Annotated in this window: 13 protein-coding genes; 4 read left to right on the top strand and 9 right to left on the bottom strand. The window is 49.5% G+C overall.

Annotated elements, in window-relative coordinates; genetic code table 11:
• Positions 1 to 4 precede the first annotated feature (4 nt).
• From EU556_RS18305 to EU556_RS18295, 3 genes are all read left to right on the top strand, one after another.
• The gene (locus tag EU556_RS18305; RefSeq protein ID WP_135435591.1) at positions 5 to 682 is read left to right on the top strand and encodes an OmpH family outer membrane protein; all 678 of its coding nucleotides are present in this window, start codon (positions 5 to 7) and stop codon (positions 680 to 682) included.
• Between the two features lie 46 nt (positions 683 to 728).
• Positions 729 to 1,358, top strand: a complete 630-nt coding sequence (locus EU556_RS18300) for an OmpH family outer membrane protein (protein WP_245327783.1) — start codon at positions 729 to 731, stop codon at positions 1,356 to 1,358.
• A gap of 84 nt (positions 1,359 to 1,442) precedes the next feature.
• A complete protein-coding gene (locus tag EU556_RS18295) occupies positions 1,443 to 2,519 on the top strand; it encodes an RluA family pseudouridine synthase (RefSeq protein ID WP_135435589.1) in 1,077 nt (358 codons plus the stop codon).
• A 79-nt stretch (positions 2,520 to 2,598) separates the two neighbouring features.
• Here EU556_RS18295 and EU556_RS18290 read toward each other — a convergent pair whose 3' ends face one another.
• The 9 genes from EU556_RS18290 to mazG all read right to left on the bottom strand — a co-directional run bounded on the left by EU556_RS18290 (position 2,599) and on the right by mazG (position 10,794).
• On the bottom strand, positions 2,599 to 4,218 hold the full coding sequence (locus tag EU556_RS18290; RefSeq protein WP_135435588.1) for a tetratricopeptide repeat protein: 1,620 nt from the start codon (positions 4,216 to 4,218) through the stop codon (positions 2,599 to 2,601).
• A 51-nt stretch (positions 4,219 to 4,269) separates the two neighbouring features.
• Positions 4,270 to 5,235: a PstS family phosphate ABC transporter substrate-binding protein gene (locus EU556_RS18285; RefSeq protein ID WP_135435587.1), complete on the bottom strand. Its 966-nt coding sequence runs from the start codon at positions 5,233 to 5,235 to the stop codon at positions 4,270 to 4,272.
• On the bottom strand, positions 5,225 to 5,479 hold the full coding sequence (locus EU556_RS18280; RefSeq protein ID WP_135435586.1) for a hypothetical protein: 255 nt from the start codon (positions 5,477 to 5,479) through the stop codon (positions 5,225 to 5,227). Before EU556_RS18280 ends, EU556_RS18285 begins: the two co-directional genes overlap by 11 nt.
• A 212-nt stretch (positions 5,480 to 5,691) precedes the next feature.
• A complete protein-coding gene (locus EU556_RS18275) occupies positions 5,692 to 6,522 on the bottom strand; it encodes an energy transducer TonB (protein WP_135435585.1) in 831 nt (276 codons plus the stop codon).
• A 215-nt stretch (positions 6,523 to 6,737) separates the two neighbouring features.
• Entirely contained in the window at positions 6,738 to 7,571 is an 834-nt protein-coding gene (locus EU556_RS18270) for an energy transducer TonB (protein WP_245327781.1), read from the bottom strand.
• The gene (locus EU556_RS18265) at positions 7,568 to 8,092 is read right to left on the bottom strand and encodes an ExbD/TolR family protein (protein ID WP_135435584.1); all 525 of its coding nucleotides are present in this window, start codon (positions 8,090 to 8,092) and stop codon (positions 7,568 to 7,570) included. The genes EU556_RS18270 and EU556_RS18265 overlap by 4 nt, the downstream gene beginning before the upstream one ends.
• 11 nt (positions 8,093 to 8,103) lie before the next feature.
• Entirely contained in the window at positions 8,104 to 8,730 is a 627-nt protein-coding gene (locus EU556_RS18260; RefSeq protein WP_135435583.1) for an ExbD/TolR family protein, read from the bottom strand.
• A gap of 73 nt (positions 8,731 to 8,803) precedes the next feature.
• The gene (locus EU556_RS18255; protein WP_210116333.1) at positions 8,804 to 9,670 is read right to left on the bottom strand and encodes a MotA/TolQ/ExbB proton channel family protein; all 867 of its coding nucleotides are present in this window, start codon (positions 9,668 to 9,670) and stop codon (positions 8,804 to 8,806) included.
• A gap of 284 nt (positions 9,671 to 9,954) precedes the next feature.
• Positions 9,955 to 10,794, bottom strand: coding sequence for a nucleoside triphosphate pyrophosphohydrolase (gene mazG / locus EU556_RS18250; protein ID WP_135435581.1), 840 nt, complete (start codon positions 10,792 to 10,794; stop codon positions 9,955 to 9,957).
• A gap of 165 nt (positions 10,795 to 10,959) precedes the next feature.
• On the opposite strand from mazG, the gene glmM reads away from it, so the two are divergent.
• Positions 10,960 to 12,348 carry a phosphoglucosamine mutase gene (glmM, locus tag EU556_RS18245; protein WP_135435580.1) on the top strand — a complete coding sequence of 463 codons (1,389 nt, stop codon included), beginning with the start codon at positions 10,960 to 10,962 and terminating at the stop codon, positions 12,346 to 12,348.
• Positions 12,349 to 12,455: the final 107 nt, after the last annotated feature.

The raw sequence follows: 12,455 nt of genomic DNA, 5'->3' as shown, positions 1-12,455 counted from the left end.
CTCAATGCGTAAGTTACTGACGTGGATGATGGCAGCCTTGCTGCTGTGTGTAGTGGCTCCGGTGGCTCAGGCCCAGAAGTTTGGGTATGTTGACTCTGAGTTCATTATGGGCAAGTTGCCAGCGTATGGACAGGCTCAGCAGGAGCTAAATACGTTGTCGGCGAATTGGCAGAAAGACATTGAAAGTCAGAAAAAAGACTTAGATAAGCTTTACCGGAATTATCAGGCCGAAGAAGTCGTTCTGACAGAGCCGATGAAGAAGAAGCGACAAGACGAAATCTTGAAGAAGGAGCAGGATATCAAGGCCTACCAGAACAAGATCTTCGGTTTTGAAGGGCAGCTTTTTAAGAAGCGGCAAGAGCTGACAAAGCCAGTGCAGGACCAAGTATTTGAAGCCATTGAGAAGGTGGCCAAGAAGAAGCAGCTGGCCATTGTATTTGATAAGTCAGGTGACTTAACCATGCTGTATACCAACCCTGCTCACGATTACACGGAGTTTGTGTTGGAAGAGCTAGGCCTAGCTTCTCCTGAGCGTAATCAAGCAGCTCAGAAAGGCACGGTGAATTCTGTTACTACGCCACAGGCCCCCGCTGGTGCAGAAGAAACAGTAACCGATGATGCTCCTGTTCGGCCCAAAGCCCCCGCTCGCACCACCACGCGTCCGGCAAGCCGGAAAAAGTAACTTTGTACTATCTTACTCTCTGACCTTTTTTCTTTTAATGACCATCATGAACAAATTCCGCGTTGCACTGGCTGTTGCCGCTCTTACTTTCACCACGGCTACGGCTTCTATGGCTCAAACGGCCGCACCGCTGAAAATTGGCTACACCAGCGTTGAATACGTGCTGAGCCAGATGCCCGAGAGCAAGCAGATTGAGTCGCAATTGAAAGACTATAGCACCCAGCTGAAAAACCAGCTTGATGCTAAGGCTACTGAGTTCCGCACGAAAGGAGAGGCTTACCAGAAGGGTGCCGCCACCATGACCGATGTAGTACGCACCGATAAGGAGCGCGAACTACAGAACATGCAGCAATCAATTCAGGAGTTTCAGCAGAACGCTGAGAATTCTCTGCAGCAGAAGCAGCAAGCCTTGCTAAAGCCTGCTCTGGATAAGCTGCAGAAAAACATTGATGCCGTAGCAGAGGAGAATGGCTATACGTACATTCTGAACTCCGATGGCGCTAGCCCAGTCCTGTTGCACGGTCCTAAAGATGGTGACGTATCCGACCTCATCCTGAAGAAGATGGGCATCACGCCGGGGGCGGCACAGGCCGCTCCTAAAGTAACTGCTCCTGCTGCCTCTACGGCTGCAACTCCAGCAGCACCAAGCAAGACCAAGACTAAAACCAAGAAATAGGCACGTATGCCTGAAACACAAACAGCCGGGGCCTAGGCCTCGGCTGTTTGTGTTTATAGAAACCCTACAGCTTACCTGCGTACCATGATATCGGGCCCTGACGAGTTAGAAGATTACCAGAACGCATTTACAAACCCTGACCTCGAGGAAGAAGGGGAGGGTGGGGATGAACTATATGAGCATCATCGCATTCGGGCCGACAAGGGGCAAGAACTATTGCGCTTAGATAAGTTTCTGCTGAATCGTCTGGCTAACACGTCTCGCAACCGTATTCAGAATGCTATCCGAGCCGAAGCAGTCCAGGTAAACGATCGAGTAGTAAAGTCGAACTACCGAGTTAAGCCCCTTGATGTAATAACCATTACGCTACCTGAGCCGCCGCGGGAGTTTAAGGTAGTGCCCGAGCCTATGCAGCTTGATATCCGCTATGAAGATGACGAGCTACTGATCGTTAACAAGCCTGCGGGCCTGGTAGTGCATCCGGCTTTCGGCAATTGGCAGGGTACATTGGTAAACGGGCTGGCCTACCATCTGCAGAATCTGCCAACGGGACGGAATGGGGAAATTCGGCCTGGCCTAGTGCATCGTATTGATAAAGACACCTCCGGGCTGCTCGTTATCGGGAAAACGGAGTGGGCCATGACGCATCTATCCCAACAATTCTTCTACCATACTATCGAGCGAACCTATTTAGCGTTGGTGTGGGGCGTGCCTAAAGATTCAACTGGAACTGTTAGAGGGCATATTGGGCGCAGCCTGAAGGACCGGAAGGTACAAGCAGTGTATCCTGACGGGGAGCAGGGCAAACACGCTGTAACGCATTACAAAGTACTACGGTCGTACGGGAAGGTGGCGCTTCTGCAGTGCAACCTCGAAACCGGGCGTACTCATCAGATCAGAGCACACATGAAGCATATTGGTCACCCACTATTTGGCGATGCTACGTACGGCGGTGATAAGGTGGTGTATGGTCAACGGACAGGGGCATATAAGGCATTTGTTGACAAAGCACTGGAACTGATGCCCCGGCAAGCGCTACATGCTAAATCCTTGGGCTTTGTGCACCCTACTACGCATCAGCAGTTACATTTTGAGGCTGAGTTGCCGTCAGATTTTGAAGCTTTGCTAGCAGCGTGGGAGCCATATGCAGCAGAGCAATAGGAACTGCTCTAGGCCACCTATACTACAAAAAAGCCCCGCCACAAAGAGTGGCGGGGCTTTTTTTATGTGTTGAAGCGAATTACTTACGCTTTACTGGAGCTTTAGTAGCCGGCTTGTTGATTTCGCCTACAGCTGTTTTAGCTTGCTGGTCAGCTGGATCTAAAGCAAGTACTTGCTGCCAATAGGGAAGCGAAGCAGACTTATCATTCTTGGTGAAGAGATAATAAGAAGCCAAGTACTTGTTAGCCTCAATTAGACCAGTCTTGTATTTAGCTGCGTCAGCACCCGATGCTACTTCGATATACTTCTCGTAGTATGGCTTAGCCAAGCCTTGCTTTGAGTCTTTATCTAGGTTAGCATTAGCACGAGCCCGCATCTGGTAGCCTGGTACGTAGGTGGGGCGCTCCGTGAGAACTACACCATACAAGCTATCCGCCTGGGCGTACTGGTTGTTGAGTTCGTAAGCGCGGGCCAAGTATACCTTGTCGGTCAGTTCACCACCATTCGTGGCCTTCATACGAGCCCGGTAGGTAGAAATAGCGTTCGGGTAATCCTTGGCTGCAATGTAGGCCTGAGCAAGCTCGTTTTGCAATTCAGCAGCTTTCTTTGGGTCAGCATCAATTGCCTTCTTAATAATAGAAGCACCCTCAGCCGTTTTGCCACCTTTGATCAGCATCTTACCGTAGTACACGTTGTCTTCGGTAATCACTTTGTTGTTGGTGCTGGCAAGCTGCATGTATTTCTGCATAGCGGCTAATGCCTCGTCGTTCTTGCCAGTCTCGTACAACGAGTAAGCTTTCAGACGGTTCATCGTCAGATCGTTCGGGTTTTTAGCCAGAACTTTGTCTACTTCAGCAAGTGCCTCCGGATACTTTTTCGTCAGGTACAAGAACGAAGCGTACTTCGCGTCAGTGTTCGACGACTTTTCAGCCAGCGACGAATATTTCTGGAATTGAGCCAAAGCATCGTCATAACGCCCGGCGAAATAATAGGTCTCGGCCAGAGCATTGTAGGCAGGAGCATAGTTAGGATCTATGCTGATTGCCTTGTCGAGGTTAGTTTTAGCTTCGTTATACGTCCGGGCCCGCATGTTCAGCTGGCCTTTACGCACGTACGCCTTTACGTTGTTGGGGTCAGCCATCGTGGCGCGCTCGTAGCTGTTCATAGCTTCGCCGCCACCCTGATCCGTCTTGAGGTAGATGTCGCCACGGGCAATCATCAGAGCCGGATCATCTTTGCCCTTGTTTAGCTTCTGAGCAGCATCAACGTAGGTCAGCGCTTTCGTTACATCCTTTACGTCAGACTCAGCATAAGCCTGCGCAATCATCGTGTACACCTTCGCGTCCTTGCCTTTGGAGGCCTTCACTGCGTTGTCAAACTGAATTTCAGCTTCAGCAGTTTTGCCTTGTGCCAAGGCAGCACGACCAGCAGCTACCAGCGAAACCGGATCTTTCTGGTTTAGCGGAATGCGGTTGAAATAATAAGCCGCCGAATCAGGCATGTCGCGGAATTGGTAAAGACGGCCTAATTCAAAATTCGACTCAGTAGAGCCACCTTGCTTGAGCAGTGCGGCACGAGCTTCGCCATAACGCTCTAAATCAATAGCCTTTTGGACACTTGAGGTATTCTGAGCGAGAGCGGCAGAGCCGGAAACAGACAAGGCAGCGAGGAGCGTTAGCTTCCAGGGCTTGAAGTTCATGAGCAAGAGGGGTTAGTTAAAAAGCGTGTAGAAAGGAAGGAGGTTAAAAGGCTACTTAGACTTTACTTCGATGAGCCTCACTTGACCAGTAGCAGGCATTAAGCCCGACTTAAGCATAATGAGTTGACCTTTGTTACCAGCTACGAAAGAGGCAAAACCGGTGCCAAGTCCTGCGCGTGCCTCCCGGCTGATAACGTACAGCTCCCGACGTAGCGGATACGTCTTCTGAGCTAAATAGGCCTGATAAGGCTGTACGTAGTCATCAGGAGTTGAACCGGTAGCTTTGGGGCTTACACCCACAACGCGTACTCGCTTCAAAAATTTCTGTACTGAAGCGTCATCCCGGTCACTAATCCAGTTGACGCCAATTACACCAATAGCGTTTGGATGAGTAGCAACGTAATCTATCAGCGCAGGGTTCGATTTGGAAGCAAAAGCCGATTTGGTCAACGCTGTGCCTCTGGTAACTGAGTCCTGAACAAAGCGCGCGGTGCTTGAATTGTTATTGTCAAACACAATGGTGATAGGCCCCAGCTTGTTTTTGCTATCCACTTGTGCCCATTGTTGCTGCTGCCCGGTAAAAATGCTCTTTAACTGAGGCAAGGTCAGCAGCGAATCAGGATTGCTCGGATGAACAATAATAGCTACTCCATCTACTCCAATTCGGATGGTACGAGGTGAAAGCTGAAGCCGTTCTAACACACCCTTTTCTTGGGCTGTCAAGTCACGCGATACAATAGCTAAGCGGGCGCTGTCAGCCAAAAAGGACTGGATGACTTGCTGCTCTGGCTTGTACACAGCTTGTATATGAGCACCTGGGTATAGTTTCTGAAAAGTATCTACCTGAGACTTCAGAATAGGCTCAAACGTTTCATCTACTCCAACGCGAATGGAGCCGCTAGTAGGCGTGTCGGTGACGGCTGCAGAAGAAGTAGCTGAAGAGCCGCCCCCATTGCAGCTAGACAAGAGCCCACCTAAGGCTAATATGGCACTGGCTACTCGAAGATTAGCGTGCATCTGTGTCGCGTTTTTTAAAGTGTTGTTGGTAGGTGCGAACAAATCTAATGATTCCGTAAATCACAAAGACTGCCCCTAGCAATTGGCGTTTGCCAGTTGATATAGTGAGAACACTAGCAGCCTCAGTCCAAAGAAATATACCTAAGCCCATATAAATGAGGGCCATAACCAGCATAAAGTAATGGGTAAAGCGCTGCTTGGAACTAGTGCCTAAACGCTCTTCGGTTGGTGTGAGGTCAAGCATAAGAGAAGACAAGGTAAAAAAGATGATATTCAACAAACATAATTAAACCTCTTATTTGTTCGATTATGAGCTAACCCAAACGTGGCCTAGATTAAAATATTGTCACTAAAACAGCTCTAGCGGCATGAATTTCAATGAATTCATGCCGCTAGAGCTGTTCAACTTGTAAGAAGACCTATAGCAATAGCTGTAAGCACAACTAATTGCTGGGCCTACTCATAACGGAAGGTAATAGGCAATGTGTAGCGCACAGGAACTGCTCTGTTATTCTGGCGGCCAGGTTTCCAAGCTGGCATTGAGCTAATAACCCGAGTGGCTTCTTCATCAGTACCGTAGCCGAGTCCTTTCAAAATCTCCACATCTTTGATAGTCCCGTCGGAGTTAACTGTGAAGGCTACGAATACCTTTCCGGAGATGCTAGAGCGCAAAGCAGAAGAAGGATACTTGAGATGCCGCTGCAAGTATTTAGCAAGGGCAGCCTGCCCGCCCACAAAATCTGGCATTTCCTCTACGTGAACGAACGGCGTCATCTCTGCCGGCGCAGTAGGCTTACCCGTCGTGTCTTTGCCATTTCCGGGCCCTACAATTTCACCTAGGCCTGTTCCATCAGTGGCTACCGGGCCTACGGCAACGGGTCCTTCAATGTCAACGGTATTTTCTGGTTTATCATTAGCGGGCTTTGCCAACTCATCCCGAACTACTGTTGGTGCAGTCTCTGCCGGTGGCCGTACCGTTACAGTTTTTGGCTGCGCCGCTGCTGGGGGAGGAGTGACTACATCAGTCGGAAGCTTGACCTGTTCGAACTCAATGACTGGCTTAGGCAAATCAAGTAGTCCTGGTACTACTACTTTACTAGGCCACAGCCGCTGAACCAGAATGGGGAATGCAATCAGAAGTGTTGTAAGTGCAGTAGCTAGCAATACAGCGGTATAAACGTGGCGGCCATAAATCCGGCGCAATACATAAGCGCCATAAGCTTTGTTGCGTCCTTCAAAGACAATGTCGTCGAAAGAGATAATTGGGGTTTGCGAGGTGTTAGTCATGGCTATATGGATAAAAATGAACGATGTGATATGCTAACATTCAAGCCATAACTCACTATAATCTACTCGCTATCCGCTGGCTTTCAACTATTGAACGCATCTTCTTGATTGTATAGTATGCGAGCCGACTATATATTTTTTATGCAATAAAAAATCCCCGAACCATGCGTGAACATGATCCGGGGATAATTTGGTTTTTGGCCCTAAGCCAAAGTTTACTTGATAGCAAACGTTACTGGAACAGTGTAGTAAACTGGTACAGCACGACCATTCTGTTTACCTGGCGTGAACTTCGGGAGGTTTTTGATAACACGGAGCGATTCTTCGTCGCAACCTGCACCAATACCCTTCTGAACTTCAGCATTAGTAACAGAGCCATCGGCACCTACTACGAACTTGATAAACACGCGACCTTCAACCTGGTTGCGTAGTGCCATGGCTGGATACTTGATGTTCTTACCGATGTAAGCCAGCAAAGCTTCCGTGCCGCCGGGGAAAACCGGCATTTGCTCTACGTAGGTGTAAGGTTTGCTTTCAACTACTTCTTCTACCGCTTTCGTGCCTTCACCAGGTTCCAAACCAGCCAAGTCAGCTGGGTTGTCGGTGTTGCCCTTCACAGTCTCAGTAGCCACCGTTTTCTCTTTCAGATCTTCCTGATCTGGAATCTCTTCTACTTTCTTCACTTCCTCGTCCTTCTTTACAACGGGAGGAGTGAACTTAACAGTAGAGAGCTTTGGCGGTGGTGGTGGCGGCGCGTCTGGCGGCGGCGGCGGCGGTGGTGGTGGCTTCGTAGCATCCAGCGGCGGTGCTTCCATCAGCTCGTTCACCTTCAGCATCGCGTCATCTTTCACCACTTCTTCCTTTTTCATCATGCGAGCCACGAGAGGGAACGCAATCATAATAGCGAAAAAAGCAACGGCAAGAAGTACGGCTCTGGTAACGTGCTTACCATACACGCGCCGGATTACGTAGGCTCCATAGGCCTTATTGCGACCCTCGAAGACGATATCGTCGAGGGAAGCTTTGGCCAACTGTGTGTTGTCCATCATAATCCAGATGATTTAATCAGGTCTTCATCTGCTTTAGAAATGGGCACCAACGCATATTTCTTCTGGTCAGTGATGTTCATTTCGTCAAGGATGTCGACCATGTTTTTATACTTCGACTTGTCGTCTGGTTTGATCAGCACTACAGTGCCGGGGTTAACACGCCGACGGTCTAGTAGCGTTTTACGGATACCGTTGGCATCGTAGCTGCTCAACTTCAGTTCAGGCTTCGTGGTAGCATCTAGAAGCCCTTCGTAATAATAGATCTTGTTGTTCTCGCCTAGCAGGACAGTGAAGGCATCCGAGGCTTTTAGTACCGTAGGATCCTTATTATCCTTTTCCTTTACCGGCATGGTTACCTGCATGACGGTGGGCTTGCTGAACGTTGTGGTGAGCATGAAAAAGGTCAGGAGCAGGAAGGCCAAGTCCACCATAGGTGTCATGTCGATTTTAGTCGACATTTTCTTAGCCCGCTTCTTGCCGCCTTTTCCGCCTCCGGAGGCTTGTTGTTGGATTTCTGCCATGTCTGTGCGGATTACTTACCGGCCACCGGTTTGGTTTCGAGGTCGGTAATTAGGTTGAACCGGTTAATGTTCTTGTCCTGCATCAGGCTGATGACTTTCTTCACTGTCGGTACGTCCGCGTCACCATCGCCTTTGATAGCAATGTAAGCGGGCTTACTGAACTGTTTACGACTAAGCGACTGCGCGGTCACAATCCACTCGATAAGTTGATTATTAAGCGAATCAGAAGGAATGCCTTCTTGCTTATAAGACTTACGCTGTTCGCTATCCAAGTTAAGGAGAGCGGGCAGCTTTTCGATGGGAGTGCCAAAGCTGGAAGCAACGCCTCTAAAGGCTTGAACCTGAGCGGCGGTAAAGCTTACCCCGTACTTAGCTCCAACCTGCTTAAGCAAATCAGCCTTGATTTCGTCGTCGTCCATTCCAAAGAACACGCGCTTGTCTTTATCTACGGCAATCGTGATTACGTGAGATTCAGGCAAACGCAGTTCTGAGGTAGAGGAAGGGGTGTCCACCACAACTGCCTCTTCCGGGGCAAATTTCGTGGTGAGCATGAAGAAAGTCACCAGCAAAAAGGCCAAGTCTACCATCGGAGTCATGTCCAACGATGGTGAGGTTCTATGAGGCTTTACTTTGGGCATTGCTGGTGTAGTTAGATGGCTTACTTTCGGAAACGAATGAACCTATGTATTAGTGCACTACTGCACTAAGTAATTACACAGTTGTGTTGTGCTCAGTCGCGCCGTGCTGGGCCGAGAAGGTCTGGATGATGCTGAAGCCAGCTTCGTCAATGCTATAGGTCAGCTCGTCAATCTTGCTAGTGAAGAAGTTGTAAGCTACGATAGCCAGAGCCGAGGTGCTGATACCCAGAGCGGTGTTGATAAGAGCTTCCGAAATACCGTTAGCCAGACCTACTGCGTCAGGAGCGCCACCTTGAGCAAGTGCCGAGAAGGCCTTGATCATACCTAGTACCGTACCAATCAGACCTACCAGCGTAGCGATAGAAGCTAGGGTTGAGATGATAACCAGGTTTTTCTCCAGCATTGGCAGTTCCAAAGCCGTCGACTCTTCGATTTCCTTTTGGATAGCCAGAACTTTCTGGTCTTTCTCCATGTGACGCTCACGAGCCATCTCCTGGTATTTTACCAGACCAGCTTTTACTACGTTAGCAACCGAACCTTTTTGCTGATCGCAGGCGGCAATAGCACCCGTGATATCGTTCACGTTCAGTTTCTGACGGATAGTGCGAACGAACGACTCGATGCTCTTGCTGCCTTTAGCACGGCCCAGAGTCAGAGCACGCTCGATAGAGAAGATGATTACGCACAGGAACATGGTAATCAGTACGGGTACTACGGGACCACCTTTGTAAACTACACCGAAGTAGTCGCCGGGCAGAGGGTTGTTTTCGTGGTTACCACCTTGGAAGTGGCTGCCGTCACCGAGGACGAAAACGAAAACAATTACGCTTACTACAAAAGCCAAAATGATGGCGAGTACGGCAAATAGGGACGAACCACCACCCTTGGCTTCACCTTGCGGCGCAGCAGCAGCGGCGGGCCGAGCCGCGGGCTTGTTCATGGCATTCTTTTGTTCCATTGTTCCGGAGAATTAGTGGGTTGTTGGTGAAAGGTTGAAGTTGACTGTAAAAAAAGTGAACAATTGGTCTGACAAGCCTACAGACAGAGAAGCCCCGCTCACCCTCACGCTCGACCAAAAATGGTCTTAAAAAACATGGGTCTGCTCGTGTGCGGGGCCTGTTCCAAAAGTAGGGCTAGCCTTGGCAAACCTAAGTAAAAACATGTGTGCCGCCAAATGAAAAATGGCTTTAGAAGCTTTTAAACGCTTCGCAGCCCAAAAAAAGGCTATTTTATTGCGGTATTCTCCGATGAATTAGGGGGGAGCTTTTTAGCTTGTTCCCAGTAACGATCCATCTGCGCAAGGGTAAGATCCTTGAGTAGGTGTCCATCACGATTTGCTTCATTTTCAAGGTATTGAAACCGTTGAATAAACTTACGGTTGGTCTGCTCAAGCGCTTCTTCCGGGTTAATACCTGCGTGACGAGCAAAGTTGATTAGAGAGAAAAGCAAGTCGCCAAATTCAGCACTGGCTTGCTCCTGATTAACGGTAGCAGGGTCTTTTTGAGCGTACTCTTCGGCGAATTCGCCGAGCTCCTCCTGTACCTTTGCCCATACTTGCTCAGGTTTTTCCCAGTCGAAGCCAGCGCCACGGGCTTTTTCCTGAATGCGCATGGCCTTCACTAAAGCCGGTAACGACACAGGTACGCCACCTAGTACAGAGGTGTTACCTTTTTCCTGTAGTTTGAGTTGTTCCCAGTTACGTTTAACGTCGTCTTCTGTTTCTGCCTGTGCGTTGCCATAGATGTGTGGATGCCGAAAAATAAGCTTTTCGCACTGTGCGTTAAGGACGTCCGCAATATCGAATGCGCCCTGCTCGCTGGCAATTTTGGCGTAAAAGGTGAGATGCAGCATGACGTCGCCCAACTCCTTTTTTAAGTCTGGTAGGTCGTTGCGCAGAATAGCATCACCAAGCTCGTACGTTTCTTCAATTGTGAGGTGGCGTAGGCTTTGCAGGGTCTGTTTCCGGTCCCAGGGGCACTCTGCCCGCAAGCGGTCAAGCACATCAAGGAGGCGACTAAAGGCGGCTAACTGTTCCGGGCGCCGATCGGCAGTATTATATTCCATTATGTCAAATATACAGTTTATACGGCGTGTGCTAAATCCTTTTAAAGTCTTCGGGCATACATACGTGGGCAATATCACGCGTAAGCAGACTGGCCTAGCGCAACTTTCGTAGGGAAAGCAGGGGGTATTGTCTACTTTTGCGCAATTCAAAATAGACTCAAAACTGTGGCTTTAATAAAATCAATTTCGGGCATCCGAGGAACCATAGGTGGTGCAGCTGGTGAAGGCTTAACGCCGATTGACGTGGTGAAATACGCGGCTGCATTTGGCACGTGGGTTCTCAACCAAACCAATAATAATACTATCGTTATCGGCCGAGACGCCCGTTTGTCTGGCGATATGGTCAGCCGTCTGGTGTCGGCCACGTTGCAAGGGCTAGGGATTAATGTTATCGATCTGGGCCTGAGTACCACCCCTACGGTGGAAATGGCAGTTCCGGCTAAGCAAGCTGGTGGTGGAATTATTCTGACGGCATCTCATAATCCTAAGCAGTGGAACGCGCTCAAGCTACTCAACAGCAAGGGGGAGTTTATTTCGGATGAGGATGGCAAGCTAGTGTTGGCACTAGGCGACTCAGAAGCATTTGACTTTGCCCCCGTTACCAAGCTAGGCCACTACACCACCGACGAGACATTCCTGCAGCAGCATATTGAGGCTATCCTGCAGTTGCCCTTAGTGAACAAGGAGGCTATTAAGGCCCGTAACTTCCGGGTGGTAGTAGATGCAGTAAATTCTACGGGCGGCTTTGCAGTGCCTATGCTGCTGGAAGCGCTGGGCGTTGAGGTGATTGAGAAGCTATACTGCGAGCCTACCGGTGACTTCGCGCATAACCCTGAACCACTCCCCGAGAATCTGCGCGATATTTCGCGCATTCTGGCCAAAGGTGGGTTTGACGTTGGAATTGTGGTGGACCCTGATGTTGACCGTCTAGCACTGGTGAACGAAGACGGAACCATGTTCGGCGAGGAATACACGCTAGTAGCGGTATCTGATTACGTGTTGCAGCAGAATGGCGGTGGCAACACCGTAAGTAACCTGAGCAGCACTCGGGCCCTGCGCGATGTGACCGAAAAGCATGGCGGAAGCTATGCTGCGGCGGCCGTAGGCGAAGTGAACGTGGTCAACAAAATGAAGGAAACCTCCGCTGTAATTGGCGGTGAGGGTAATGGTGGTATCATTTACCCCGAGCTGCACTACGGCCGCGACTCATTGGTAGGTATTGCCCTGTTTTTGAGTCACCTCGCTAATACGGGCCTTACCATGACGCGCCTGCGGGCATCGTACCCCAACTACTTCATCTCTAAAAATAAAATCGAACTCACGCCGGAAATCAATACCGATGAGGTGCTGGTGCAAATGCTGAAACGCTACGCCAAGCAGCCTATCAATACAATTGATGGGGTGAAAATTGAGTTTGATAAGGAGTGGGTGCATCTGCGTAAGTCGAATACGGAGCCTATCATTCGCATTTATGCAGAATCAGACTCTAACGCTACGGCTGACCATCTGGCCAACAAAATTATTGGTGATATAAAGGAAATTATCAACCAATAGGGCTAAAGCCCAGCATTCTAGGCTGAGTGCCTACTAATTGCGGTCTGTCGTTGCGCCTTTTGCAAGATATTCGACTGCTCACGGGCACTCATTGAAATAAAGGATTC

The sequence above is a fragment of the Hymenobacter fodinae genome (genome assembly GCF_004745825.1).
Lineage (GTDB): Bacteria > Bacteroidota > Bacteroidia > Cytophagales > Hymenobacteraceae > Hymenobacter > Hymenobacter fodinae.
The sequence above is the reverse complement of the archived record's forward strand: the minus strand, read 5'-3'. Positions and strand labels throughout refer to the sequence as shown.